Annotated in this window: 23 protein-coding genes; 7 read left to right on the top strand and 16 right to left on the bottom strand. The window is 69.2% G+C overall.

The window, feature by feature from the left end; genetic code table 11:
* The first annotated feature begins 318 nt into the window (after nt 1–318).
* The 4 genes from ureE to PcP3B5_RS27445 are packed head-to-tail and all read left to right on the top strand — an operon-like array spanning nt 319 to nt 2,713.
* Nucleotides 319–819 carry an urease accessory protein UreE gene (ureE, locus tag PcP3B5_RS27430; RefSeq protein WP_058488236.1) on the top strand — a complete coding sequence of 167 codons (501 nt, stop codon included), beginning with the start codon at nt 319–321 and terminating at the stop codon, nt 817–819.
* The gene (locus PcP3B5_RS27435; protein WP_061562923.1) at nt 816–1,490 is read left to right on the top strand and encodes an urease accessory protein UreF; all 675 of its coding nucleotides are present in this window, start codon (nt 816–818) and stop codon (nt 1,488–1,490) included. Before ureE ends, PcP3B5_RS27435 begins: the two co-directional genes overlap by 4 nt.
* An 11-nt stretch (nt 1,491–1,501) precedes the next feature.
* Nucleotides 1,502–2,116: an urease accessory protein UreG gene (gene ureG / locus PcP3B5_RS27440; RefSeq protein ID WP_061562924.1), complete on the top strand. Its 615-nt coding sequence runs from the start codon at nt 1,502–1,504 to the stop codon at nt 2,114–2,116.
* 24 nt (nt 2,117–2,140) lie between these two features.
* The gene (locus PcP3B5_RS27445; protein WP_061562925.1) at nt 2,141–2,713 is read left to right on the top strand and encodes a HupE/UreJ family protein; all 573 of its coding nucleotides are present in this window, start codon (nt 2,141–2,143) and stop codon (nt 2,711–2,713) included.
* A 254-nt stretch (nt 2,714–2,967) separates the two neighbouring features.
* Here PcP3B5_RS27445 and PcP3B5_RS27450 read toward each other — a convergent pair whose 3' ends face one another.
* The 5 genes from PcP3B5_RS27450 to mdlC form a co-directional block, all read right to left on the bottom strand.
* A complete protein-coding gene (locus PcP3B5_RS27450; RefSeq protein WP_061562926.1) occupies nt 2,968–4,218 on the bottom strand; it encodes an OprD family porin in 1,251 nt (416 codons plus the stop codon).
* A 96-nt stretch (nt 4,219–4,314) separates the two neighbouring features.
* Nucleotides 4,315–5,790, bottom strand: coding sequence for an aldehyde dehydrogenase family protein (locus PcP3B5_RS27455; RefSeq protein ID WP_061562927.1), 1,476 nt, complete (start codon nt 5,788–5,790; stop codon nt 4,315–4,317).
* Nucleotides 5,791–5,815: 25 nt separating this feature from the next.
* Nucleotides 5,816–6,784, bottom strand: a complete 969-nt coding sequence (locus PcP3B5_RS27460) for a ketopantoate reductase family protein (RefSeq protein ID WP_061562928.1) — start codon at nt 6,782–6,784, stop codon at nt 5,816–5,818.
* A gap of 28 nt (nt 6,785–6,812) precedes the next feature.
* A complete protein-coding gene (locus PcP3B5_RS27465) occupies nt 6,813–8,204 on the bottom strand; it encodes an MFS transporter (protein ID WP_061562929.1) in 1,392 nt (463 codons plus the stop codon).
* 59 nt (nt 8,205–8,263) lie between these two features.
* Nucleotides 8,264–9,850 carry a benzoylformate decarboxylase gene (mdlC, locus tag PcP3B5_RS27470; RefSeq protein WP_061562930.1) on the bottom strand — a complete coding sequence of 529 codons (1,587 nt, stop codon included), beginning with the start codon at nt 9,848–9,850 and terminating at the stop codon, nt 8,264–8,266.
* Nucleotides 9,851–9,959: 109 nt separating this feature from the next.
* On the opposite strand from mdlC, the gene PcP3B5_RS27475 reads away from it, so the two are divergent.
* A complete protein-coding gene (locus PcP3B5_RS27475) occupies nt 9,960–10,856 on the top strand; it encodes a LysR family transcriptional regulator (RefSeq protein ID WP_061562931.1) in 897 nt (298 codons plus the stop codon).
* Nucleotides 10,857–10,863: 7 nt separating this feature from the next.
* Here the strand turns inward: PcP3B5_RS27475 and PcP3B5_RS27480 are convergent, their stop codons facing one another.
* Entirely contained in the window at nt 10,864–12,189 is a 1,326-nt protein-coding gene (locus PcP3B5_RS27480) for an MFS transporter (protein ID WP_061562932.1), read from the bottom strand.
* Between the two features lie 336 nt (nt 12,190–12,525).
* On the opposite strand from PcP3B5_RS27480, the gene PcP3B5_RS27485 reads away from it, so the two are divergent.
* On the top strand, nt 12,526–13,584 hold the full coding sequence (locus tag PcP3B5_RS27485) for an aromatic ring-hydroxylating oxygenase subunit alpha (protein ID WP_061562933.1): 1,059 nt from the start codon (nt 12,526–12,528) through the stop codon (nt 13,582–13,584).
* Nucleotides 13,585–13,635: 51 nt separating this feature from the next.
* Nucleotides 13,636–14,580 carry a PDR/VanB family oxidoreductase gene (locus PcP3B5_RS27490; RefSeq protein ID WP_061562934.1) on the top strand — a complete coding sequence of 315 codons (945 nt, stop codon included), beginning with the start codon at nt 13,636–13,638 and terminating at the stop codon, nt 14,578–14,580.
* A gap of 303 nt (nt 14,581–14,883) precedes the next feature.
* Here the strand turns inward: PcP3B5_RS27490 and PcP3B5_RS27495 are convergent, their stop codons facing one another.
* From PcP3B5_RS27495 to amaB, 10 genes are all read right to left on the bottom strand, one after another.
* Nucleotides 14,884–15,612 carry a GntR family transcriptional regulator gene (locus PcP3B5_RS27495; RefSeq protein ID WP_061562935.1) on the bottom strand — a complete coding sequence of 243 codons (729 nt, stop codon included), beginning with the start codon at nt 15,610–15,612 and terminating at the stop codon, nt 14,884–14,886.
* 388 nt (nt 15,613–16,000) lie between these two features.
* On the bottom strand, nt 16,001–16,762 hold the full coding sequence (locus tag PcP3B5_RS27500; RefSeq protein WP_061562936.1) for an SDR family oxidoreductase: 762 nt from the start codon (nt 16,760–16,762) through the stop codon (nt 16,001–16,003).
* 357 nt (nt 16,763–17,119) lie between these two features.
* Entirely contained in the window at nt 17,120–18,052 is a 933-nt protein-coding gene (gene lhpI / locus PcP3B5_RS27505) for a bifunctional Delta(1)-pyrroline-2-carboxylate/Delta(1)-piperideine-2-carboxylate reductase (RefSeq protein WP_061562937.1), read from the bottom strand.
* Nucleotides 18,053–18,130: 78 nt separating this feature from the next.
* A complete protein-coding gene (locus PcP3B5_RS27510; RefSeq protein ID WP_058071166.1) occupies nt 18,131–18,847 on the bottom strand; it encodes an ABC transporter ATP-binding protein in 717 nt (238 codons plus the stop codon).
* Nucleotides 18,844–19,716: an ATP-binding cassette domain-containing protein gene (locus PcP3B5_RS27515; RefSeq protein WP_009613407.1), complete on the bottom strand. Its 873-nt coding sequence runs from the start codon at nt 19,714–19,716 to the stop codon at nt 18,844–18,846. Before PcP3B5_RS27515 ends, PcP3B5_RS27510 begins: the two co-directional genes overlap by 4 nt.
* Nucleotides 19,713–21,002, bottom strand: a complete 1,290-nt coding sequence (gene livM / locus PcP3B5_RS27520; protein WP_061562938.1) for a high-affinity branched-chain amino acid ABC transporter permease LivM — start codon at nt 21,000–21,002, stop codon at nt 19,713–19,715. Before livM ends, PcP3B5_RS27515 begins: the two co-directional genes overlap by 4 nt.
* Before the next feature lie 2 nt (nt 21,003–21,004).
* Complete coding sequence (locus tag PcP3B5_RS27525) at nt 21,005–21,919, bottom strand: ABC transporter permease subunit (protein WP_009613409.1); 915 nt, start codon at nt 21,917–21,919, stop codon at nt 21,005–21,007.
* A gap of 143 nt (nt 21,920–22,062) precedes the next feature.
* Entirely contained in the window at nt 22,063–23,199 is a 1,137-nt protein-coding gene (locus PcP3B5_RS27530; protein WP_009613410.1) for a branched-chain amino acid ABC transporter substrate-binding protein, read from the bottom strand.
* A 387-nt stretch (nt 23,200–23,586) separates the two neighbouring features.
* Nucleotides 23,587–24,870, bottom strand: coding sequence for an L-pipecolate oxidase (gene amaA / locus PcP3B5_RS27535; RefSeq protein ID WP_061562939.1), 1,284 nt, complete (start codon nt 24,868–24,870; stop codon nt 23,587–23,589).
* A 156-nt stretch (nt 24,871–25,026) separates the two neighbouring features.
* Nucleotides 25,027–26,517, bottom strand: a complete 1,491-nt coding sequence (gene amaB / locus PcP3B5_RS27540; RefSeq protein ID WP_061562940.1) for an L-piperidine-6-carboxylate dehydrogenase — start codon at nt 26,515–26,517, stop codon at nt 25,027–25,029.
* Nucleotides 26,518–26,546 lie beyond the last annotated feature (29 nt).

Raw genomic sequence — 26,546 nt, forward strand, 5'->3', positions numbered from 1 at the left:
TACCCGGCTAACACCAAATCCTTTCTCGGCACGGACTAGCCCCCTCTCCCTTCAGGGAGAGGGCTGGGGAGAGGGGACGGAGCCAAACCGAAATACCCAGGCCGCCTGGAAACTCCCTTCGCGAGCAAGCTCGCTCCTACCAACCCCCCTCATTCCGCCCCACATCGGTGCGCACCATTCCCGTGCGCACCAGCAACGCGCACGCGCACCATTGCTGACCACTCGGACAACCCGCCCAGCCCCCGCCATTGCAGGCCGCGCCCGCCCCTGGCAAGGCCCTTGCTGTAGCTCGGCCATTGCCTACTGCCGGACACCGCCATGCTGGTCATCCACCAACGCATCGAGCCCCGCGAGCGCTGGGACGCCGAACTGCACCTGAACTACGAGGCGCGCAGCAAGAGCCGCCTGCGCTGCTACAGCCGCGATGGCGAGGACGTCGGCCTGTTCCTCGAACGCGGCCAGCCGCCGCTGGCGGACGGCGACTGCCTGCTGGCCAACGACGGCCGCGTGGTGCGCGTGTGCGCCGCGCCCGAGCAACTGATGCACGTGACCTGCGCCAGCCCGCGCGAGCTGAACCGCGCCGCCTACCACCTGGGCAACCGCCACGTGGCGCTGCAGGTGGGCGAAGGCTGGCTGCGCCTGCTCGACGACTATGTGCTCAGGGCCATGCTCGACCAGCTCGGCGCCACGGTGCAGAGCATCGAGGCGCCGTTCCAGCCCGAGCACGGCGCCTATGGCGGCGGCCATCACCATTCGCACCACGGCGAGGCGGAGTTCAACTACGCGCCGAAGCTGCACCAGTTCGGAGTGCGCAAGTGACCGGCACAGGCCTCTGGCCGTTGCTGCGCCTCGCCAGCCCGCAGTTGCCCATCGGCGGCTACAGCTATTCCCAGGGCCTGGAAGCCGCCCTGGAGCACGGCCTGGTGAGCGATGCCGACAGCGCCTTCGCCTGGCTGGCCGACCAGTTGCAACTGAACCTGGCGCGCTTCGAGGGGCCGCTGCTGGCCGAGCTGCTGCGCGCCGCGCTGGCTGCCGACTGGGCCGCGCTAAGCGATGCCGCCGAACGCCACCGCGCCAGCCGCGAAACCCGCGAGTTGGCCCTGGAAAGCCGGCAGATGGGCTTTTCCCTGGCGCAACTGCTGGAGGCCCTGCCCGAGCTGGACGAAGCGGCCCGCGCCTGGCTCGCCGAGCAGCCGGAACCCTCGCTGGCCGCCACCTGGGCGCTGGCCGCGCGGGCCTGGGGCCTGGACGTGGAGCAGGCCCTGGCCGCCTGGCTGTGGAGCTGGGCCGAGAACCAGCTCGCGGTGCTGATGAAGGCCCTGCCCCTGGGCCAGCTGGCCGCGCAGAAGCTCACCTCGCGCCTGCTCCCCGAACTCGAACGCGCCTGCGCCGCCGCGCTGGCGGAGGACGCGCCCGGCGGCGCGCCCTTCGGCCTGGCCCTGGCGAGCATGCTCCACGAAACGCAATACAGCCGTCTGTTCCGTTCCTAGGAGAACCCCGCATGAACTCCCAACCCCTGCGCGTCGGCATCGGCGGCCCGGTGGGCTCCGGCAAGACCGCCCTGACCCTGGCGCTGTGCCACGCCCTGCGCGAGCGCTACAACCTGGCCGTGGTGACCAACGACATCTACACCCAGGAAGACGCCCAGTTCCTGGTGCGCAACCAGGCCCTGGCGCCGGAGCGGATCATCGGCGTGGAAACCGGCGGCTGCCCGCACACGGCGATCCGCGAGGACGCCTCGATCAACCTGGAGGCGGTGGACCAGCTCAACCGCCGCTTCCCGGGCCTGGAGCTGATCCTGGTGGAGTCCGGCGGCGACAACCTCTCGGCCACCTTCAGCCCCGAGCTGTCGGACCTGACGCTGTACGTGATCGACGTTTCCGCCGGCGACAAGATCCCGCGCAAGGGCGGCCCGGGCATCTGCAAGTCCGACCTGCTGGTGATCAACAAGATCGACCTGGCGCCAATGGTCGGCGCCTCGCTGGAAGTGATGGCGCGCGACGCGAAGAAGATGCGCGGCGAGCGGCCCTTCGTGTTCAGCAACCAGAAGACCGGCCAGGGGCTGGACGAAATCATCGCCTTCATCGAACGCCAGGGGCTGCTGAGCGCGGCCTGAAGAACACCCCACAAGGAGTCCCCCATGTCCCTGCGCAAAAGCCTCTGCGCCCTGGCGCTGTGCCTCGCCCCGGCCCTCGCCTTCGCCCACCCTGGCCACGGCGAGCACGGCCTGGCCGCCGGCGTGCTGCACCCGCTGACCGGCCTCGACCACCTGCTGGCGATGTTCGCCGTCGGCCTCTGGGCCGCCCAGCAACGGGGCGCGGCGCGCCTGGCGCTGCCCTGCACCTTCGTCGGCGCCATGCTGCTTGGCGGCCTGCTCGGCTTCGACGGCGTGCAACTGCCCTTCGTCGAGACCGGCATCGCCGCCTCGGTGCTCGCCCTGGGCCTGTGCGTAGCCCTGGCGGTGCGCCCGCCGCTGCCGCTGGCCATGGCCGTGACCGCGCTCTTCGCCCTGGCCCACGGCATCGCCCACGGCCTGGAGCTGCCGGAGCTCTCCAGCCCCTGGGCCTATGCTGCGGGCTTCGTCTGCGCCACTGCTGCGCTGCATGCCGCGGGCTATGCGCTGGTGCGCTTCCTGCCGCAGGCCGCGGCGCCGTTGGTGCGCGTGGCGGGTTTGGCCTCGGCGGGTGCCGGGGTGTGGTTGCTGGCGGGTTGATCGCGAATCCGGATTGAGAATCGCGGACGGAGTCCGCTCCTACGGGGGAGGAATACCGCGCCTCCCAGCAACCTGTAGGAGCGGGCCCTGCCCGCGATTCGCGCGCAGGGCGCGCTCCTACATGGGAATGAGCATGGGACTGAGCCAAGGTGCTCTTCGTAGGATGGGTTGAGCTTGCGAAACCCATGCGGTCACGGTGATGGGTATCGCTTCGCTCAACGCCATCCTACGACGGCGCTATACGCACCGCCCCGTCAGAGCGAAATGGGGTAGTTGAAGATCACCCGCGTCTGGTCGAAATCGCTGTTGAAGCTGCGCCGGTTGCTGCCATGGTTGACGCGCACGTTGAGCTTCTTCAGCGGCCCGCTCTGCACCGTGTAGCCCAGCTCCAGGTCACGCTCCCATTCCTTGCCGCCGCTGCCGGCCTTGGTGGTGGCGTTGTCGCCCTTGCCGTAGCGCACCATGCTCACCAGGCCGGGCACGCCCATCGCGGCGAAGTCGTAGTCGTAGCGCAGCTGCCAGGAGCGTTCGTCCTCGTTGGTGAAGTTGCCGTTGAACATGTCGTTGCCCATGGTCCTGCCGCTGCTGCCGTAGACCGACTGCCAGCCACCCTCGCCGCCGACCTTCTGCAGGCCGAGGTAGAGGGTATGCCCGCCATGGTTGGCCGAGAGCAGCGCGTAGGCGGTGTGGCTGTCGATGTCGCCGGCCAGGGCGCGGCCGTCGTCGCGGTCGAAGAACAGGCCGAGGTTGGCGCCCAGCACCCAGTCGCCCACCGGCTGCTTGTGCAGCAGGTTGAAGTAGCGCTGGGTGTAGATGTCCTCCAGCTGCGCGTACCAGGCGCCGACCAGGGTGCGCTGGTCGTTGAAGCGGTATTCGCCGCCGGCATAGTTGAAGGCATCGGATTTCGACGTCGGCGCCGACCAGGACGACAGGTCCTGCATGTCCGCCGAATTGCGCAGGCTGACCTGGTCGTAGCGCCCGCCGTACAGGCTCACCCCGGCCCACTCGCGGGACACCAGCGCCGCGCCGCGGAAGGTCTGCGGCAGCAGGCGGCCATCGTCGTAGCGCAGCACCGGCACGTCCGGCAGCATTTCGCCGATCTTCAGCTCGCTGGCCGACAGCCGTAGCTTGGCCGCCACCGCCACGCGCCCGTATTCGTCGGCGGCCTTGCCGTCGTCATGTACCGGCAGCAGTTCCGAGCCGCTCTGCTCGCGGCTGCTGTTCAGCTTCACGCCATACAGGCCCATGGCATCCACGCCGAAGCCCAGCGGCCCGCGGGTGTAGCCGGAGCTGAACTTGAGGATGAAGCCCTGGGCCCATTCGTTGATCAGGCTCTTGCCGGCGCTGTGGTCGCGGAAGTCGCGGTTGAACGCGTAGTTGCGCAGCACCAGGTCGGTGCGCGAATCCTCGAAGAAGCCGCCCTCCTCGGCCAGTGCGGGCGCGCACAACAGCGGCAGGGCCACGCAGGCAAGGGACGGCAATACGGCGGTGTGACGGTTTTGCATTGTTATTGTTCTCCGTTTTTTTCGGGGTGCAGCGGCCCGCGGCGCGTCCGTGTGAGCGCGCCGTGGGCGGGGTGGGTGGCAGAACCGGCTAGGCGATCAGAACGGGTAGCGGCGCGCCTCCCGTTGCACGCTCACCCAGTGGTCGCGGGTGAATTCGTCTATCGCCCAGTCGCCGTTGAAGCGGCCCAGGCCGGAGTTCTTCTCGCCGCCGAAGGGCGCGTTGGCCTCGTCGTTGACCGGGATGTCGTTCACGTGGGTCATGCCCGCGCGGACCTTGCGGGCGAAGGCCACGCCGCGCTCCAGGTCGCGGCTGAACACGGCGCTGGAAAGGCCGTACTCGCTGGCGTTGGCCAGCTCCAGGGCGTGGGCTTCGTCGCGGGCGCGCAGCAGGCCGATCAGCGGGCCGAAGATTTCGTCGCGGGCGATCTCCATGTCCGGGCCGACCTCGCCATAGACATGGGGCGCCAGCAGTTGGCCCTGCACGCCGCCTTCGTACAGCGGCCTGGCGCCTTCGCGGCGGGCCAGGGCGACCTTCTCCAGCAGGCCTTCGAGCTGGCGGGCGTTGATGATCGGGCCGATGGCGGTCTCCAGCGACTGCGGGTCGCCGACCTTCACCTGCTTCACGCGCTCGACGAAGCGTTCGGCGAAGGCGTCGTACAGCGCGTCGACCACGATGATGCGGTTGATCGCCATGCAGATCTGCCCCTGGTGCAGGAACTTGCCGAACACCGCGGCGTTCACCGCCTGCTCCAGGTCGGCGTCCTCCAGCACCACGAAGGGGCTGTTGCCGCCCAGCTCCAGGGCCACGTGCTTGAGGTGCGCGCCGCCGCTGGCGATGCGCCCGATGTTGCGCCCCACCGGGGTGGAACCGGTGAAGGTCACCAGGCCCGGCACCGGGTGCTCGACGAAGGCGTCGCCGATCTCGCTGCCGGCGCCGACCACCACGCCGAGCACCCCGGCCGGCAACCCGGCCTCCTCGAAGATGCGCGCCAGCAGCAGGCCGCCGCACACCGGGGTGTCGCTGGCCGGCTTGACCACCACCGCGTTGCCCAGCGCCAGGGCCGGGGCCAGCGAGCGCTGGGTGAGGTGCAGCGGGAAGTTCCACGGGCTGATGACGCCGACCACGCCGATGGCGCTGCGGTACACGCGGCTTTCCTTGCCGGGGATATTGGAGTCGACGATGCGCCCGTGCACGCGGCTGGGGAAGGACGCCGACTCCAGGGTGATGCCCCGCGCCGCGCCCCATTCCAGGGTGGCCTTCAGGCGGGTGCTGCCGGACTCGCGGACGATCCAGTCGATGATCTCCTCGCGGCGCCGGTCGAACACCTCCACCACCCGGTGGAGCAGCGCGGCGCGTTCCGCCGGCGGCAGCGCGGCCCAGGCCGGCTGCGCTTCGGCGGCCTTGCGGTAGGTGGCGTCCAGGTCCTCGCGGCTGGCCTGGAGGATTTCCGCCAGCAGGCTGCCGTCGTAGGGGTTGCTGTCGCGCAGCACCTTGCCGGCGCTGCCGGTGCGCCATTCGCCGGCGAGGGGTTGCAGGTGGAAGTCGGTGTAGGGGGTGTTGGCATCGCTCATGACAAAGCTCCTTGAAAGATGGGGTTCATACCAAGGGTCCGCTCGCGGCGGCGGCTTCGCGGGCGCGCGCCTCCACCAGGCGCAACAGCCCGAGCAGCATTTCCGTGCGCGGCACGGCGATGCCCGCCCGCCGCGCGCGAGCCACCACTTCGCCGTTGATCGAACCGATCTCCGTGGGCCGCCCCGCCAGCACGTCCTGCAGCATCGAGGGCTTGTGCGTGCGGTGCTGGGCGATGGCGTCGGCCACGCTCGCCAGGCAGTGCCGGGGGTCCACGGCAATGCCCTCGGCGCGGGCCACGGCCAGCACCTCCTGCGCCACGGCGCAGGCCAGTTCGGGGCCTTGCGGCACGGCCGCCAGTTGCCCCACCGCGCAACCGGTGACGGCGCACAGGCTGTTCAGCGCGGCGTTGAACGCGACCTTCTCCCAGATCGCCGCCCACACGTCCGCATCCGCCACGCAGCGCAGGCCCGCCGCATCCAGCACGGCCGCGACCTCCGCGCAGGCCGGGCGTTCGACACCGTCCGCCGAGAAGACCCGCACCACGCCGAGGCCGTGGGACTCGACATGGCCGGGGCCGTGCAGGTCTGCGGGCCAGGTGGTCATGCCGATCAACACCTGCTCCGGCGCGACGTGGCGGCACAGCGTCTCGGCGTTGCCCAGGCCGTTCTGCAGCGACAGCACCCGCGTGTGCCCGCCGATATGCTGCGCTACGCTGGCCAAGGCCTGCTCGGTGTGCAGGGTCTTGGTGAACACCAGCAACAGATCCGGGTGCCCGCTGGCCTGTTCCGGGCGGCAGGCCGCCAGCCCTCGGATGCGCCGGTCGCCGCTGTCGGTGACCAGGCGCAGGCCCTGTTCGCGGATGGCCGCCAGGTGCGCATCGTTGATGTCCAGCAGGGTCACCCGCCGGCCGCTTTCGGCCAGCAGGCCGCCGAACAGCGAGCCCATGGCGCCGGCGCCAAGGATGCTGACGTGGGTAATGCTGCATTCGCTCATCGGATCGACCTCCCGCTCGTGAGCCGTTTCAAGACAGCCCCGGCGCGCGCCGGGGAATGTGCCGGCGCACCAGCATCAGGGCGATCATCGCCGCCACCATCACCGTGCCCAGCAGCGTCAGGTAGCCGTGCGCGCCGCTCAGGGTGATGACGCTGGCCCCGGCGAAGGCGCTGAGGATCGCGCCCAGGCGGCCGAAGGCCAGGGCCGAGGCGGTGCCGGTCGCCCGCACGCCGGTGGGGTAGATGAAGGCGCACAGGGCATAGAGCGTGGACTGCACGGCATTCACGAACAGGCCGTGCACGCCGAAGCCGAAGATCAGCAGGCTGGCATGCTGGTTCACGTCCACCAGTTGCATGGCGAAGGCGCTGGCGGCGCCGCCCAGGCAGCACAGCAGCAGCGGCCAGTAGGAACCCCAGCGGGTCATGGCCACGGCGCAGACCAGCGCGCCTATCACGCCGCCCAGGTTGTAGGCGGTCAGCCCGGAACCGGCCACGGCCAGCGACAGGCCTTCGGCCTGGAGCATGGTCGGCAGCCAGCTGAAGGCGCTGTAGACGGCGGTCAGGCACATGAAGAAGGCCACCCAGACGGCAACGGTGTCACGCCCGTAGCCGAGGTCGAACAGGGCGCGGAAGCCGGCGCGTTTCTCCCGCGCCTGTTCCAGCGAATCGGTGTAGCGCGCGCCCTCGGGCATGGGCCGCTGCATGCGCCCGAGCAGGCGGCCCAGTTCGCCCCAGCGCTGCGGCCGGCGCGCCAGGAAGCGCGGCGACTCCGGCAGCGTCGCCAGCAGCAGGAAGCCCAGCACCAGCGGCAGCGCGCCGCCGGCGAAGAACAGCGTGCGCCAGCCGTACAGCGGCAGGATGTGCGAAGCGAAGAAGCCCGCCAGCATGCCGCCCTGGGGCACGCAGACGATGGTCGCGGTCACCGCCAGGGTGCGCCGCCGCGCCGGGGTGAATTCGGCGGTCATGGTGGTGGCGCTGGGCAGCGCGCCGCCGATGCCCAGCCCGGCGACGAAGCGCAGCAGCGCCACCGTCAGGGCATCCGGGGCCAGGCCGATGGCGCAGGTCGCCGAGCCGAACACGAAGACGCTGGCGATGACTGCCATGCGCCTCCCGAAGCGGTCGGCGAACAGGCCGGCGCAGGCGCTGCCGATGCCCATGCCGATCAGCCCGGCGGCCACCGCCGGGGCGAAGGCCTCGCGGCTGATGCCCCACTCGGCGATCATCATCGGGATGGCGAAGCCGATGAGCTGGCCGTCGAAGCCGTCCAGCACGATGGACAGCGCGGCCAGCAGCACCACGACCTTCTGCATCCGGGTGAAGGGGCCTTCGTCCAGCAGGGTACCGATGTCGGCGCTGGCCGCAGGGCGGTTCGAGTGCCGGCCGGCAGCCTCCAGCGTCTCACTGACGGTAGTCGTATTCATATCCACCTCGTTCTTATTGTTGTGGCGTGGCCGCGAGCTGCGGTCGGTAAGTCGGGCCCTCAGGGCTCGATGGTCAGGGTGGGCACCTCGATCAGCACCGGCTCGTCGCCGGCCAGGGCGCGGGCCAGTTCCGCGCGCAGGCTGGCGGCGTCGGCGGCCTGCACCGAGCGCACGCCGTAGCCGCGGCCGAGCTGGCAGAAGTCCAGGCCGGGCACGTCCAGGCCGGGGGCGTCGGGCACGTCGAGCACCCCGGCGAACCAGCGCAGCGCGCCGTAGGTGCCGTTCTTGAGGATGATGAACACCGCCGGGACGCGGTATTGCGCGGCGGTCCAGAGGGCGGTGATGCCGTAGTTGGCCGAGCCGTCGCCGATGATGCCGATCACCCTGCGCTGCGGTTGCGCCAACTGCACGCCGACCGCCGCCGGCAGGCCGAAGCCCAGGCCGCCGGCGGCCGGGAAGAAGTAGCTGCCCGGCTCGCGCATCTGCACGCGCTGCCAGAAGGCGCTCACGGTGGAGGTGGATTCCTTGACGAAGATGGCGTCGTCCGGGGCCAGCTCGTCGATCACGTCGAACACGGTTTCCGGGTGCAGCGGGCCCGCTTCGGCGGCGCGCGGCGCCGGGCGCGGCAGGGCTTCGGGCATCGGCCGCGCGCTGGGGCGAACCGACTCCACCAGGGCTTCGAGGGTGAGGAAGATGTCGCCGACCAGGGCATCGCCCATGGGCGCGCGGGCGGCCTCGCCGGGGTCGCAGGTGATGTGCACCAGCTCGGCGCCGGCGGGCAGGTAGTCGCCCGGGGCGAACTGGTGGTAGCGGAACACCGGGGCGCCCACCACCAGGATCAGGTCGTGCCCGGCGAGCCGTTGCGAGATCCCGGCGATGGCCGCCGGCAGCACGCCACGGAAGCACGGGTGGCGCGTGGGGAACGGGCAGCGCGAGGCAGACGGTGCGACCCAGGCCAGCATGCGCAGCTTCTCCGCCAGTTGCACGGCCAGCGGGTTGGCGCGGGCACCGTCGACGTCCGGCCCCAGCACCAGCACCGGGTTGCGCGCCCGCGACAGGCGCCCGGCCAGCTCGCCCAGTTGCGCCGGCGAAGGCAGCCCGGCGCTGGCCACGTTGCGCGCGGCCAGGTGCTCGACGCCGGCCGGCGCCGGCTGCGCCCAGTCGTCGTAGGGAATCGACAGGTACACCGGGGCCTTGGGCGCCAGGTTCGCCATGTGGATGGCCTGGCTCAGCGCGCGCGGCACGTCCTGGGCGCAGGCCGGCTCGGCGCTCCATTTCACCAGCGGCTTGGGCAGTTGCGGCGCCTCGACGTTGGCCAGCATGGCCTCCACGCCGATCATCGAGCGCACCTGCTGGCCGGCGCTGATCACCAGCGGGCTGTGGCTGTACCAGGCGTTGGTCAGCGCGCCCATGCCGTTGCCGGTGCCGGCGGCGGCGTGCAGGTTGACGAAGGCCGGCTTGCCGCTGGCCAGGGCGAAGCCGTCGGCCATGCCGACCACCGCACCTTCGTGCAGGCCGAGGATGTAGCGGAAGTCCGCGGGGAAGTCCTTGAGGAACGGCAGCTCGTTGGAACCGGGGTTGCCGAAGATGGTGGTCAGGCCGTGGCGACGGAGGATGTCGTAGGAGGCGCAATGGACGGTTTTCATGCTGGCCCTTCAGGCTCGTTCTTGGGTTTGCGCTACTCTCGCAGCGGCCTGATAATCGATCAAATCGATAGTCTTTCTATCGAAAATAAAAACCATCTATGTGACTGCCATGGCCCAGATCGACCTCAACCTGATCCGCACCTTCGTCACCCTCTACGAGGCCGGCAGCGTGACGGCCGCCGCCGAGCGCCTGTTCGTCACCCAGCCTTCGGTGAGCTACGCCCTGGCGCGGCTGCGCGAGCTGTTCGACGATCCGCTGTTCAGCCGCAGCCGCGACGGCATCCAGCCGACCTTCGTCGCCGAGCAGCTGTACGCCACCCTGCGCGAGGCGCTGACGCGCATCGAGGGCGCGGTGCAGAGCACCCGCCAGTTCGACCCGGCCACCACCGAGCGGCGCTTCCGCATCGCCCTGTCGGACCTGGGCGAGCTGGGCTTCCTGCCGCTGATCCTGGCGCGGCTGAACCGCGAGGCGCCGCTGGCCGAGGTGGAAGTGCTGCCGCTGCAGGTCGACGAGGTGGGCGACTGGCTGGCCAGCGGCAAGGTGGACACCGCCATCTGCCGCCAGGCGGTGCCCGGCAGCCGCAGCCGGGTGCTGATCCAGGAGCGCTACGTGTGCCTGCTCAGCGCCGACCACCCGCGCATCGGCGAACGCCTGGAGCTGGCCGGCTACCTCGCCGAACGCCATGTGGTGGTGACGCGCACCTCCGGCCACGGCATCGCCGAGGACGTGCTCCAGGCGATGAAGCTGGAGCGCCGCATCGCCCTGCGCGTGCCGCACTTCTCGGTGCTGCCGAAGATCATCCCCGGCACCGACCTGCTGACCATCCTGCCGGCGCAGATCGCCCGCATGTTCGTCGCCGAGGGCGGGCTGAAGATGCTCGAGCTGCCCTTCGCCGTGCCGGCGTTCGAGGTGTCCCTGCACTGGCGCGCGAGCAGCGAGCAGTCGGCGGCGCTGGAGTGGTTCCGCAACGCCATCGCCGACGCGATCCTCCAAGGGCAGCATTGAGGCGCCCTCAGTGCGCGGCCAGCGGCTCGCCGGCCGGCGCCGCCGGGCGCAGGCCCAGCAGCACCAGGGCGGCGGCGACGAAGACCACGGCGAACACGCCGTACAGGTGCAGCGGTTGCCAGCCGTCGTCCAGCAGCAGCCCGGCCACGGTGGGCGAGAGAATGGCGCCCAGGCGCCCCACGCCGATCGCCCAGCCCACCCCGGTGGCGCGCACGCCGGCCGGGTAGATCAGCGGCGACAGCGCGTAGAGCCCGGCGATGCAGCCGTTGGCGAACAGCCCGATGAACAGCCCCAGGCCGAGCGCGGCGGCCAGTGACGAGGCCGAGCCGAGGAACAGCACCATCAGCGCGGCGGTGACCAGCATGAAGCCCTGCAGCACCCGCGCCAGCGGCACGCGCGCCGAGAGCGCGCCGACCAGGGCCGCGCCGAAGATGCCGCCGATGCTCAGCAGCACGCCGCCGGTGATGCCCTGCTGCGCGGTGAGGCCGGCGGCGGTGAGCAGCTTGGGCGTCCAGCTCATGATGAAGTAGAAGCCGAACATGGCGAGGAAGAACAGCAGCCAGATCAGCAGCGTCGAGCGGCGCAGCGTGGGGGCCAGCAGCTGCAGCATCGCCACGCCGGAGGCTTGGCGCGAGCGGGCTTCGGGCAGCGCATCCAGGCTCTGCAGGCCCAGGCGCCGGGCCAGGCCGTTGACCCGCGCCAGGGCGTTGGCCGGGCGGCGGGCGAGGAGGAAGTCCAGGGATTCGGGCAGGCCCGCCAGCACCAGCGGGATGGCCGCCAGGGAGATCAGGCCGCCGGCCAGGAACACCGAGCGCCAGCCCCAGTGGCCGATCAGCCACACCGCCAGCAGCCCGCCGAAGGTGGCGCCCAGGGCGTAGCCGGTGGACTGCAGGCTGACCGCCAAGGGGCGCCAGCGGCGGTTGGCATATTCGGCGGCGATCACGTTGCTGCTGGCGAGGATGCCGCCGATGCCAAGGCCGGTGAAGCCACGCAGCAGGGCCAGTTGCGTCGGGCTCTGGGCCAGGGCCGAGAACAGCATGCCGAGGCCGCACAGCAGCAGGCAGAAGAGGATCAGCGGGCGGCGCCCGAAGCGGTCGGCGCGCGGGGCGATGAACAGCGAGCCGGCGGCCATGCCGAACAGCCCGGCGCTGAGCAGCAGGCCGACCTGGGCGCCGTTCAGGCTCCACTCGGCGGAGACCGAGGCGGCGGTGAAGGCCATCACCAGCACGTCGAAGCCGTCGATCATGTTGAGCAGGATGCAGATGCCGATGGCCGTCCACTGGAAGCGGTTCATCGGGCCCTGGTCGAGGGCATGGCGCAGGTCACGATTCATGGGCGCACCTCCGGCAGACGGAGGTTCGGGGCTGGGCGCACGGCATGGCGGGTTCCTCTTGTTCTTGTTGTGGAGGCTTGGTTGGCGCACACCCTGGCAGCGGTGGATCCCGAGCACAAGCCCCCATTGGATCCCAAAATCACGGAATGGGCTGGCGGAAACCACAGATCCCACAGCCTTTACGACATTAAGATCCAGATTTTACGGAGCCTTCAGCTTGAATTCGGAATTCGTTCGGTTATCGAACTGATTATTTTTCGACCACCACGGTTGACAGGTTTTCCGCTCGAAGCCAACCATTGGATCCAATAAAAACCACAAGATGAGGATCGCCCCATGTTCCCGAAGAACGCCTGGTACGTCGCCTGCACCCCCGACGAGATCGCCGACAAGCCCCTGGGCCGGCAGGTCTGCGGCGAGAAGATGGTCTTCTATCGCGGCCCCGAAGGCCGCGTGGCGGCACTGGAGGACTTCTGTCCGCACCGCGGCGCGCCGCTGTCGCTGGGCTTCGTCGAGGACGGCAAGCTGATCTGCGGCTACCACGGCCTGGCCATGGGCTGCGAAGGCCACACCGAGTCCATGCCCGGCCAGCGCGTGCGCGGCTTCCCGGCGATCCGCAAGTTCGCCGTGGAAGAGCGCTACGGCTTCATCTGGGTGTGGCCGGGCGATGCCGCGCAGGCCGACCCGGCGCTGATCCACCACCTGGAATGGGCCGACAACCCGGACTGGGCCTACGGCGGCGGCCTGTATCACATCCAGTGCGACTACCGGCTGATGATCGACAACCTCATGGACCTCACCCACGAGACCTACGTGCACGCCAACAGCATCGGCCAGAAGGAGATCGACGAAGCCGCGCCGAAAACCCGCGTGGAAGGCGAGGAAGTGATCACCGAGCGGCATATGCAGAACGTCATGGCCCCGCCCTTCTGGCGCCTGGCCCTGCGCGGCAACGGCCTGGCCGACGACGTGCCGGTGGACCGCTGGCAGATCTGCCGCTTCACCCCGCCCAGCCACGTGCTGATCGAAGTGGGCGTGGCCCACGCCGGCCACGGCGGCTACCACGCCCCGGCGCAGCACAAGGCGGCGAGCATCGTGGTCGACTTCATCACCCCCGAGACAGAGACCTCCATCTGGTACTTCTGGGGCATGGCGCGCAACTTCCAGCCGCAGGACGCGGCGCTCACCGCGACCATCCGCGAGGGCCAGGGGAAGATTTTCGGCGAGGACCTGGAGATGCTCGAACAGCAGCAGCAGAACCTGCTGCGCCACCCGCAACGGCAGTTGTTGAAGCTGAACATCGACGCCGGCGGCGTGCAGTCGCGGCGCATCCTCGAACGCCTCTGCGCGGCCGAGCAACAGCAACCCGCCGCCGCGCTCATCGCCAGCGCCTGAGCCCCATCCAAGAGCCGGCCCGCGAGGCCGGCCAAGCGTGAGACCGCCACCGTGCTAGACGTCGTCATCACCCGCGTGCAGCGGGAAACCCCGGACATCCTCAGCCTCGAACTGGCCCGCGCCGACGCAGGCCCCCTGCCCGCCTTCAGCGCCGGCGCGCACATCGACCTGCACCTGCCGGGTGGGCTGGTGCGCCAGTACTCACTGTGCAACGCGCCGGAGGAAACCCACCGCTACCGCATCGCCGTGCTGCGTTGCGCCGACTCGCGCGGCGGCTCCCGCGCGGTGCACGAACTGCAGGCCGGGCAGCCGCTGCGCATCGGCGAACCACGCAACCTCTTCCCCCTCGCCGAAGGCCCGGGGCGGCGCCTGCTGCTGGCCGGCGGCATCGGCATCACCCCGCTGCTGAGCATGGCCGAGCAGCTTTCGCGCAGCGGCGCCGACTTCGAACTGCACTACTGCGCCCGCTCGGCGCAGCAGGCGGCCTTCGTCGAGTACCTGGCGCAGTCCGCCTTCGCCACCCGCGTGCATTGCCACTTCGATAACGGCGAGCCGGCGCGGCGCCTGGACGTGGCGACGTTGCTGGCGGCGCAGGCGGGCGATGCGCAGTTGTACACCTGCGGCCCGGCGGGCTTCATGGAGCACGTGCTGGACAGTGCGCGTGCCCTGGGCTGGGACGAGTCGCGCCTGCACCGTGAGTACTTCGGCGCCGAGCCGGACGTGGGCGGCGAAGCCTTCGAGGTGCAGTTGGCGAGCAGTGGCCAGGTGGTGCGTGTGGAGGATGGGCAGAGTGTGGTGGAAGCGCTGCGGTGCGTCGGGGTAGAGGTGCAGGTGGCGTGCGAGCAGGGTATCTGCGGTACCTGTCTGACGCGGGTCTTGGAAGGGGTGCCGGAGCATCGTGACCAGTACCTGACCGAGGACGAGCAGGCTGCCAATGATCAGTTCACGCCTTGCTGCTCGCGGTCGCGGAGTGCGCGGTTGGTGTTGGATCTGTAGGGGCGGTTTTGCTTGCGAATGGAGTTTCCCGGCGATTCCTCTGCGTTGGTTTGACTCCGCTCCCTCTCCCTAACCCTCTCCCTGAAGGGAGAGGGGACCGTTCGGAGTGTGCTGATGTTTCGGCGTCAGCCGGCTTGTACCGATTACCCGGCTGACACCAAATCCTTTCTCGGCACGGACAAGTCCCCTCTCCCTTCAGGGAGAGGGTTAGGGAGAGGGCGCTCTTCGGCCAGGCACAATGGTGAAGCCCGTTCGCGAGCAAGCTCGCTCCTACGAAAAGCATCTCGGCACCGCTGGTTGGTCCTACGACCGCTCTCTTTCCCCCGCTACGGACTTCTTCAACACCGCCACCCCCTCGCGCTGGGGATGGAAATACTCGGCGTAGCGCAGGGTAGCGTTGGCATGCTCACGCATGATCGCCTCGGCGCGCGCGCCCTGGCCGTTGACCAGGGCGTCGTAGGCGGCGTGGTGCTGCATGTGGGCGAAGTTGAAGCGCTGGTATTCGCGGGGCAGGTTGTCGCGGTCCACCGCCAGCGAGCTGACCGAGGCGAACGGCAGGTGGTCGTTGCGCGCCAGGGCCTCGGCGATGGCGCGGTTGCCGCTGGCCTCGATGATCGCCTGGTGAAAGCGCATGTTGAGGCTGTGGTAGGCCTCCAGGTCCTCGGGCAGCACATGGCCCTTTGCGAAGATGCGGTCACCTTCGTCCAGGCACTGCTGGAGCTGCGCCCGCGTCTCTTCGGAAACTCCCCGCTCAGCCGCCTGGCGCGCCGCCAGTCCTTCCAGCACGCCGCGTACCTCGACGGCACCGGCGATGTCGTCCTCGGTGACCTCGCGCACCGTGTAGCCACGGTTACCGGCCTTGACCAGCAGCCCTTCCTGCTCCAGCACGCGCAACGCCATGCGCACCGGCATGCGCGAAACCTGCAGGCGCTCCGCGGTGGGAATCTCGACGATGCGCTCGCCGGCGGCCAGCTCGCCGGAGGCGATCATCTTGCGCAGTTCAGCCAGCACGCGTTGGCCTGGTTTGCTCATCGAGGGGGCTCTTGTGGCGGGGAGAGTCGGGGGATGATAGCGCGGTGTGGTGCTTTTCGTAGGAGCGAGCTTGCTCGCGAATGGAGTTCCCCGGCAGCTGCGCAGCTGGCCCCAACCTCAGTCCCCTCTCCCCAGCCCTCGGCTGCGCGCCCCGCCCTGAAGGGAGAGGGGGCTTGTCCGTGCCGAGAAGGAATTTGGTGTTAGCCGGGTAATCGGTACGAGCCGGCTGACGCCGAAACATCAGCACACTCCGAACGGTCCCCTCTCCCTTCAGGGAGAGGGTTAGGGAGAGGGAGCGGAGTCAAGCCAACGCAGAGGAATCGCCGGGATACTCCGTTCGCGAGCAAGAACTAGGCGTCCCCCTCGCTCCTACAAGAGCCCGCGCTCCTCACCCCTTGCGATGCACCGAGAACCCCGCCCAGGCCTGGCTCACCGGCATGATCTCCAGGCTGTTGATGTTGATGTGCGGCGGCTGGTTGACGATCCAGTGGATGGTCTCGGCAATGTCTTCGGGCTGCAGTGCCTCGGTGCCGGCGTAGGTCTTGTCGTAGCGCGCCTGGTCGCCGCCGAAGCGCACCAGGGAGAACTCGCTTTCGCACAGGCCCGGTTCCAGGTTGCTGACGCGCACGCCGGTGCCCTGCAGGTCGCAGCGCAGGCTCAGGGAGAACTGTTCGACGAAGGCCTTGGTGGCGCCGTAGACGTGGCTGCCGGGGTACGGCCACTGGCCGGCCACCGAGCCGAGGTTGAGGATGCTGGCGCCGCGGCCGTGGGCGATCAGCCGGGGCAGCAGCAGGCGGGTGCAGTACATCAGGCCCTTGATGTTGGTGTCGACCATGGTGTCCCAGTCGTCCAGGTCGCACTCCTGCGCCGGGTCCGCGCCCAGGGCCAGGCCGGCGTTGTTGACCAGCGCGCGCAGCTTGTCGAAGCCGGCCGGCAGGTTGTCCACGGCGCGGGCCACGGCGGCGCGGTCGCGCACGTCGAGGGTGAGCGGCAGGACTTCGGCCTGGGCGGACAGTTCCTTGGCCAGGGCCTGCAAGCGGTCTTCGCGGCGGCCGGTGATCACCAGCGACCAGCCGTCGCGGGCGAAACGGCGGGCGCAGGCTTCGCCGAAGCCGGAGGTGGCGCCGGTAATGAACAGGGTGGGAGTCATGGGCCAATTCCTCTGCTGGCGGTTTTTCTGTCGGACTTCGCAGGATAGCAGCCCTGCCCCGCCAGCCAGCGCTACAGCGGCCGTCCACAATGGCCGAACAGTTCGGCAGGCGCCCAGGGACGCGGGACGGAGAGGTTTTCCCCCAGGTTTTCCACAGGCTGCTCCACAGCCGGCAGCGGTTTTCGGCAATGCCTGGCGAGCGCCTGCCACGGGCGCAGCAGCCCAGATGTTTCGCGGCTTGCGCCATGCCCCTGGTCAGTATTCAGGCAGTGCCGCGCAAGCCACGGCGTGCCTGGGCCGGGAGCAGCTTTCCCAAGCTTATCCACAGCTTGCCCAACAGATTCCGTGGACAACCCGCTAGCCGCCGTGCTCCACCAGCAGGCGCGCGGCGATCAGGTCTTCCAGGGCGTAGCCGACCGATTTGAACAGGGTGATTTCCTGGTCGTCGCGGCGCAGCCCGCGGCCCTGCAGCAGGTCGCCGAGCTGGGTGTGGATGGCCGATTCGGCGATGGCGCCCTCGGCCAGGGGGATCAGCAGGTCGCCGGCTTCCTCCAGCGCGCCTTCGCGGGTATCGACGACGATGCGCGCGCGGCGCACGGCTTCGCTGTCGGTCTCGCGCATGCTCGGCAGGAAGGCGCCGACCAGGTCGAGGTGGGTGCCCGGGCGCAGCCATTCGCCGCGCACCAGCGGCTCGCGGGAGGTGGTCACGCAGCTGATGGTGTCGGCCGCGGCCACGCCTGCGGCGAGGTCTTCGCAGGCGCGCACCGGGTAGCCTTCGCCGGCCAGGCGCTCGACCAGCGCGGCGACCTTGGACGGATGCCGGCCCCAGATGGCGACGTCGGTGTAGTCACGCACCGCGCAATGGGCGCGCACCATGTGCGGCGCCAGGGTGCCGCTGCCGACGATGAGCAGGCGCTCGGCGTCGCGCCGGGCCAGGTGGTCCGCCGCCAGGGCCGAGGTACAGGCGGTGCGCCGGGCGGTGAGTTCGGAGGCTTCGAGCAGCGCCAGCGGGCGGCCGTCGACGCCGTCGAACAGGCAGAACAGCGCGGCCACCGCCGGCAGGCCGCGCGCGCCGTTGCCGGGGAACACGGTGACCAGCTTGACGCCGATGTCCTGCCCCGGGCGCCACACCGGCATGGTCAGCAGCGTGGCGTTATCGGGCAGCGCATGGCAGCCGCGCACCGGCGCCTCGCAGGTGCCGGCCAGGCCCTGGCGCAGGGCCTCGATCAGTTGTGGATAAGCCAGGCGCTCGGCGACGTCGGCGTTGGTGAGGAAACGGACATCGTGCATGGAGACTCCCCATAAAGTCAGGCGAGCCCTTGTAGGAGCGAGGCGTCACCCTCGCTCCTACGAAGAGCAGATGTGCGGTCAGTGCCCACCCAGATAGGCGTCGCGCACCTCCTGGTTGCCCAGCAGTTCCGCGCCCGTGCCGCTCATGCGGATCTCGCCGTTGACCATCACGTAACCGCGGTCGGAGAGCCTGAGGGCGTGGTTGGCGTTCTGCTCGACGAGGAACAGCGTCATGCCGGTCTGCGCCAGTTCGCGCAGCGTCTGGAAGATCTGCTTGACCACGATGGGCGCCAGGCCCAGGGAGGGTTCGTCGAGCAGCAGCAGCTTGGGCCGGCTCATCAGCGCGCGGGCGATGGCGAGCATCTGCTGCTCGCCGCCGGACATGGTCATGGCGCGCTGGTTGCGCCGCTCCTTCAGCCGCGGGAAGAGGTCGAACATGCGCTGCATGTCTTCCTGGGCGTGGTCCATGCCGATGGGGATGGTGCCCATCAGCAGGTTCTCCTCCACGCTCATGTCGGGGAACACCCGGCGCCCTTCCGGCGACTGCGCGATGCCGTTGGAGGCCACGTAGTGCGCCGAGCGCCGGGCGATGTCCTGGCCGCGGTAGAGAATCTGCCCGGCGGCCGCGCGCGGCTGGCCGAAGATGGACATCAGCAGGGTGGACTTGCCGGCGCCGTTGGCGCCGATCAGCGCCACCGTCTCGCCTTCGCCCACGGTCAGGGAAACCTTCTTCAGCGCCTGGATCGGCCCGTAGAACACATCCACATCACGGAATTCCAGAATCGGCGCCGTCATGCGACCTCCTCTTCGTCTGCGCCCAGGTAGGCGGCGATCACCTTGTCGTTGCTGCGGATCTCCGCCGGCAGGCCGCGGGCGATCACGTCGCCGTGGTCGAGCACGATGATGTGGTCGGAGATGTTCATCACCATGCCCATGTCGTGCTCGATGAGCAGCACGGTGATGCCGTGGTGGTCGCGCAGGAAGCGGATGATCCGGCTCAGGGCCTGGGTCTCGGCCGGGTTGAGGCCGGCGGCCGGTTCGTCCAGGCAGATGATTTCCGGGCGCGTGCACATGGCCCGGGCGATCTCCAGGCGGCGCTGCTGGCCGTAGGACATCTCGCCGGCCAGGCGGTTGGCGCAGTCCACCAGGTCGACCACTTCCAGCCAGTAGAAGGCGTGGTCCAGCGCGTCGCTTTCCGCGCGGCGGTAGCCGGGGGTGTTGAGGATGCCGGAAACCAGGTTGCGGTTGACGTACATGTGCTGCGCCACCAGCAGGTTCTCCACCACCGACATTTCGCGGAACAGGCGGATGTTCTGGAAGGTGCGCGCCAGCCCCGCGCGGTTCACCAGGTGGGTACCGCCGAACATCTTGTAGTACACGCGGCTGCCGAACTGCGCCGGGTTGACGAAGTCGCCGGCCTGGAACGGTTGGCCGAGGATCTTGATGACGTCGGTGGTAGTGCCCTGGGTGTTGAGCAGGATCTTCCCGCCGGTGGCCTTGTAGAAGCCGGTCAGGCAGTTGAACACCGTGGTCTTGCCGGCGCCGTTGGGGCCGATCAGCGCGGTGATGGAGCCGCGCTCCACGTCCAGGTTGACGTCGTTGAGCGCCTTGATGCCGCCGAAGTGCATCATCAGGTGCTCGACGCTGAGAATCTTGTCGCTCATGGCGCCACCCCCTTGCGCTTGGCGAAGCCCCGGCGGTTGATGCGGATCAGCCCGCGCGGGCGCCAGATCATCATCAGCACCATGAGCATGCCGAACAGCAGCACGCGGTAGTCGGCGAAGCTGCGCAGCAGTTCCGGCGTCACCGTCAGCACGAAGGCGGCGATCACCACCCCGAGGGTCGAGCCCATGCCGCCGAGCACGACGATGGCGAGGATCAGCGCCGACTCGAAGAAGGTGAACGACGACGGGTTGACGAAGCCCTGGTAGCTGGCGAAGAACACCCCGGCCAGGCCCGCGGTGGAGGCCCCGAGCATGAACGCCGAGAGCTTGACCAGCACGTGGTTCAGGCCCAGCGAGCGGCAGGCGATCTCGTCCTCGCGCAGCGCTTCCCAGGCGCGGCCCACCGGCATGCGCGTCAGCCGGTGCTTGACGTACAGCACCAGCAGCACCACCAGGAACAGCACCGCGTAGATGAAGATGAACTTGAGGTTCTGGTTGTAATCGATGCCGAGGAACTCGTGGATCGGCGTGCCGCCCTCCTTGGCGCGGCGGCCGAACTCCAGGCCGAAGAAGGTCGGCGCCGGCACCTGCATGCCGTTCGGGCCGCCGGTGAAGGACAGCCAGTTGTTCAGCACCAGGCGGATGATCTCGCCGAAGCCCAGGGTCACGATGGCCAGGTAGTCGCCGTGCATGCGCAACACCGGGAAGCCCAGTAGCGCCCCGGCCATGGCCGCGGTGATGGCGGCCAGCGGCAGCACCGTCCAGAAGCCCAGGCCCAGGTACTGGTAGCCCAGCGCCAGGCCGTAGGCGCCGATGGCGTAGAAGGCCACGTAGCCCAGGTCGAGCAGCCCGGCCAGGCCCACCACTATGTTCAGGCCCAGGCCCAGCAGCACGTAGATCAGCCCGAGGATGACCACGGTGAGCAGGTACTTGTTGGCGAAGAACGGCAGCGCCACGGCGGCCACCACCAGCAGCGGGATGATCCAGCGCAGGCGCGTCTTGTAGCCCGGCGGCAGCACCTGGATGCCGGAGTCGGAGCCCTCGAAGCGGTCGAGCACGCGGCTGCCGACGGCGGTCTGCAGGAACAGGCTGAGCACCAGGCGCCCGGCCATGACCGCGCCGACCATCCAGGCCAGGCGCACCGGTTGCAGGTTGAAGCTGTAGCCGTCGAGCACGATGCCAACGATGGGGCCGAACACGATGAGGGCGACCAGGCCGGCCAGGACGGTGTCCACCAGGCTCTGCTTGAGGTCGATGCGCGGGGCGGAAGCGGTTGCGGTAGCCATGCTCACACCTTCGATACCTGGGGCCGGCCCAGGAGTCCTTGCGGTCGGAAGATGAGGATGGTCACCAGCAGCCCGAAGGCGAACACGTCCTTGTAGTCGGTGTTGACCATGCCGGAGAACTGCGCCTCGGCCACGCCCAGGATGAGGCCGCCGAGCATGGCCCCGGGCAGCGAGCCGATGCCGCCGAGCACCGCGGCGGTGAACGCCTTGATGCCGATGATGAAGCCGGCGTAGAAGTCGAAGGTGCCGTAGTTCATGGTGATCAGCACGCCGGCCAGCGCGGCCATGGCGGCGCCGATGACGAACACGTAGGAGATCACCCGGTCGGTGTTGATGCCCAGGATCGAGGCCATCTTGCGGTCCTGCTGGGTGGCACGGCACATGCGCCCGAGCTTGGTGTACTGGATCACGTAGGTGAGCACGGCCATGCCGGCGAAGGAGGCCAGCAGGATGAACAGCTTGGTGTAGGTCAGCTGCACCCAGCCATCGCCGATGTGCAGCTTGAAGGCGCCTTCGAGCAGCGTCGGCACGCCCTGCTGGCGCGGGCCCTGGGCCAGCTGCACGTAGTTCTGCAGGATCAGCGACATGCCGATGGCGCTGATCAGCGGCGCCAGGCGTGTGGAGTTGCGCAGCGGCTTGTAGGCGATGCGCTCGATCACCCAGCCGTACACGCCGGTGACCAGGATGGTGAAGATCAGCGTGCCGAGGATCAGCAGCGGGAAGGAATGCAGGCCGAAGAAGGCCAGCAGCGCCAGGCCGATGGCGGAAAGGTAGGCCGAGACCATGTAAACCTCGCCGTGGGCGAAGTTGATCATGCCGATGATGCCGTAGACCATCGTGTAACCGATGGCGATCAGGCCGTAGACCGACCCGAGGGTCAGCCCGTTGATCATTTGCTGGAGAAAGATGCCGTCCACGATTGGATACTCACGCAAGCGGGGCAGGAAAAGGCTGACGCGGCGCGCCTGATGCGGCTCGTGACCGCCAGCGGGCGACGTCGACCTGCGGGGATGCCGGCGCCGCTCGTGGCGGCGCCGGCAGGCGGCGCGTCAGGCCGGGATCACTTCTTGAAAGCGTCCAGCTGGTGGTACTTGCCCTTGTCGTCCCATTCGTAGACCACGTAGTCGGAGACTTTCAGATCGCCCTTCTGGTCCCACTCCTTCTTGCCCATCACGGTCTGTACCGGGTGCGACTTCAGCCACTTGGCAGCGGCCGCCGGGTCGGTCTTGCCGGCGCCGTTGAAGCCGGCCGCCAGGGCCTGCACCGAGGCGTAGGCGTAGAGGGTGTAGCCCTCGGGCTCGAAGCCGCCGGCGCGGAACTTCTCGACCACCGCCTTGCCGTCGGGGATCAGCCGCGGGTCGGCGCCGAAGGTCATCAGCACACCCTTGACGTACTGCGGGCCGCCGGCGGTGGTGACCAGTTCGTCGGTGACGATGCCGTCGTCGGACATGAACTTGGCGGTCAGGCCCTGTTCGCGCATCTGCCGCACCAGCGGGCCGGCCTCGGGGTGCAGGCCGCCGAAGTAGACGACCTCGGCGCCGGAGGCGCGGATCTTGGTAACCAGGGCGTTGAAGTCCTTCTCGCCGCGGGTCAGGCCTTCGTACAGCACCTCCTTCACGCCGCGCTTGTTCAGCTGCGCGCGGGTGGCGTCGGCCAGGCCCTGGCCGTAGGTGTCCTTGTCGTGGATGACCGCGACCTTCTTGGCCTTGAGCACGTCGACGATGTAGTCGCCGGCGACGATGCCCTGCTGGTCGTCGCGGCCGCACATGCGGAACATGCCGGAGAGGCCGCGCTCGGTAACCTGCGGGTTGGTCGAGCCGGGGGTGATGGCGATGATGCCGGCCTCGTCGTAGACCTCGGAGGCGGGGATGGTGGAGGAGGAGCAGAAGTGGCCGACCACCGCCACCGCCTTGTCTTCGTCGACCAGGCGGTTGGCCACGGCCACGGCCTGTTTCGGTTCGCAGGCGTCGTCCGCCTTCACCAGCTTGATCTTCTCGCCGTTGACGCCGCCGGCGGCGTTGATGTCCTCGGCGGCCTGGGTCGCTCCGCGCCAGTATTGCTCGCCGAAGGAGGCGTTGGCCCCGGTGTGCGGGCCGGCGACGCCGATCACGACGTCGGCCTGGGCGAGAGAAGTCATGCCCATCGCGGCGGTTACCGCCAGGGCCAGAAAGCCTTTTCTGAAAATCTTCTGCGACATGGAGTTTTGCTCCTGAGGTTTTTGTGGTGACGCGCGAAACAACAGATGTTGGCGATTAGCCAACAGCAAGCCGCGTGCCATCCGTTTTTGTTATTCGAAAAGTCGGACAGCAGAACCGGCCAGGGCCGGCAGAAAACAGCTTTTGGCGTGTGCAACCCCCAAAAACAAAAGGTGCAACCCAAACATCCAATGGGCGCAACCGTCCATCCCGCGAGCTGGCACAACCAGCAGCCAACGGGCGCAACCCGAGCGGTAACCATCGCTGTCACCTAACTGCACATTCTCGGTGCGCGCCCATCGAGGTAACGCACCAAAAAGGCTAGACCAAAGTGCAGAAGGGGCCAGACGAGGCGGACGGGGCCGGGCGCCCCCGTCCCGGGCGCGCCGCTAGATCACCACGCGCAGGCACTGCCCGGCGTGGTAGAGCGAGAAGCCCGCCTCGTACAGGCAGCTGCGCAGGCCCGCCGCGGAAACCTCCTCCAGCGGCCGCAGGGGCATGGGCAGGGCGCTGGCCTCGCCGCGCAGCAGGAAGTCGGCGAAGGCCTTGCCCACCACAGTGCCGGTGGTCACCCCGCGGCCGTTGTAGCCGCTCATGGCGAGCAGCCCCGGCGCCGGCTCGAACAGGCGCATCAGGTGGTCGGGGGTGAAGTCGATGCAGCCGGTCCAGGTGAATTCCCAGTCCACCTTGCCCAGCCGCGGGAAGTAGTGCTGCTGGATGCGGTCGGCCCAGCTGCGGATGAACCATTCCGGCTTGCCGGTGCCCTTGCCCAGGCTACCGAGCAGCAGGCGGCCGTCGGCGTCGCGGCGGATGCTGCTGAGCACCTGGCGGGTGTCCCAGGAGCCCTGGCCGCCGGGCAGGATGCGCGCGGCCTCGGCGCCCTCCAGCGGGCGCGAGGCGACCTGGTAGTAGTAGCCGGGGAAGAAGGTGCGGCGCAGTTGCGTCCACTCGCCCTCGGTGTAGGCGCTGGAGGCGATCACCACCTTCTGCGCCAGCACGCTGCCCTCGCCGGTGATGACGCGCCAGGCAGCGCCCTCGCACTCCAGCGCGGTCACCGCCGAGTTGTGGTACAGCCCGCCGCCCAGCTCGACCACGGCGCGGGCCAGGCCGCTGACGTAGGCCATGGGGTTGAGGGTGCCGGCGCGGCGGTCGAGCAGCGCGCCGGCGATCCGCTCGGTGCCGCAGGCCTCGGCGCAGGCCGCGCCGGTGAGCAGCTCGACCGGGGCGCCGCGGCGCTGCCATTGCTCGCAGCGGCTGCGCAGGTCGTCCAGGCCGCGCTGGTTGTGGGCCATGTGCAGGGTGCCCTCGCGGCGCGCCTGGCAATCGATGGCGTACTTGTCGATCAGCGAGAAGACCAGCGAGGGCGCCGCGCCGAGCATGCGGTTGAGGCGCGAGCCGACCTCCTGGCCCATGCCCGCCTCGATCTCGTCCGGCGGAATCCACAGGCCGGCATTGACCAGCCCGACGTTGCGCCCGGCGCCGCCATGGCCGGTGCGATGGGCCTCCAGCACACAGACGCTGCGCCCCGCCTCCAGCAGGTGCAGGGCCGCGGAGAGCCCGGTGAAGCCGGCGCCGACGACGCACACGTCGGCCTCGTGTTCCCCCAGCAGCGACGGCGCCTGCGGCCGCTCGGGGGTCAGGTGTTCCCACAGACACTCTTGGCGAAGCGACATCCGCTGATCCTTGTACAAGGAGCTGCAAGCGGCAAGCGGCAAGCTCCAAGAAAGAGCCTGCCGCCCCACCCACAGCTAGAAGTCACACCCTGGTCTTGCGCTTTCAGCTTGCAGCTTGCAGCTTGCAGCTTGCAGCTTGCAGCTTGCAGCTTGCAGCTAATCGAACACTATGCCCTGGGCCAACGGCAACTCCCGCGACCAGTTCACGGTGTTGGTCTGCCGGCGCATGTAGGCCTTCCAGGCGTCGGAGCCGGACTCGCGGCCGCCGCCGGTTTCCTTCTCGCCGCCGAAGGCGCCGCCGATTTCCGCGCCGCTGGGGCCGATGTTGACGTTGGCGATGCCGCAGTCGCTGCCGATCGCCGACATGAAGGCTTCCGCCTCGCGCACGTCGGTGGTGAACACGCAGGACGACAGGCCCTGGGGCACGGCGTTGTTCAGCGCCACCGCCTCGTCGAAGTCCTTGTAGGGGATCACGTAGAGGATCGGGGCGAAGGTCTCGCTGCGCACCACGTCGCTCTGCTCGGGCATCTCGACGATGGCCGGGGAGACGTAGAAGGCCTCGGGGAACTGGTCTTGCAGCTGGCGCTCGCCGCCGAACACCGTGCCGCCCTCGCCGCGCGCCTGCTCCAGCGCGCCCTGCATGGCCAGGAAGCTGCGCTCGTCGATCAGCGGGCCGACCAGGTTGCCCTGCAGCGGGTGGCCGATGCGCACTTTCGAATACGCGGCCTTCAGGCGCGCGACCATCTCGTCCTTCACCGACTCGTGGGCGATCAGCCGGCGCAGCGTGGTGCAGCGCTGCCCGGCGGTGCCCACGGCGCTGAACAGGATGGCGCGCACGGCCATGTCCAGGTCGGCGCTGGGGGCCAGGATCATGGCGTTGTTGCCGCCCAGTTCGAGGATGCTGCGGCCGAAGCGTGCGGCGACGCGCGGGCCCACTTCGCGGCCCATGCGGGTGCTGCCGGTGGCGCTGACCAGGGCCACGCGCGGGTCGTCCACCAGGGCCTCGCCGGCGGCGCGGTCGCCGATCAGCACCTGGCTGAGGCAGGCCGGGGCGTCGCCGAACTGCGCCAGGGCCTTGTCGAACAGGGCCTGGCAGGCCAGCGCGGTGAGCGGCGTCTTCTCCGACGGCTTCCACACCACCGGGTTGCCGCACACCAGGGCCAGCGCGGTGTTCCACGACCACACGGCGACCGGGAAGTTGAAGGCGCTGATGACGCCAACCACGCCCAGCGGCTGCCAGGTCTCGCGCATGTGGTGGCCGGGGCGCTCGGAGGCGATGGTCAGGCCGTAGAGCTGGCGCGACAGGCCGACGGCGAAGTCGCAGATGTCGATCATCTCCTGCACTTCGCCCTGGCCTTCCTGGGTGATCTTGCCGGCCTCCCAGGACACCAGCTCGCCCAGCTCGGTCTTGTGTGCGCGCAGCTGCTCGCCGAACAGCCGCACCAGTTCGCCGCGGCGCGGCGCCGGCACCGCGCGCCAGGCGGCGAAGGCCTGGGCCGCGCGGCCGATCTTCTGCTCCACTTCGGCGGCGCTTTCCAGGCGCACGGCGCCCAGGCGGCTGCCGTCGATGGGGCTGTGGATGACATGGTCGCCGTTGGAGTAGAGGGAGGAATCGACTCCCAGTTTCTCGAGCAGTGCGGAAATCATCGCGTCTCCTGAGCCAGTCGGTTAAGCCA

The organism is Pseudomonas citronellolis (assembly GCF_001586155.1).
Lineage (GTDB): Bacteria > Pseudomonadota > Gammaproteobacteria > Pseudomonadales > Pseudomonadaceae > Pseudomonas > Pseudomonas citronellolis.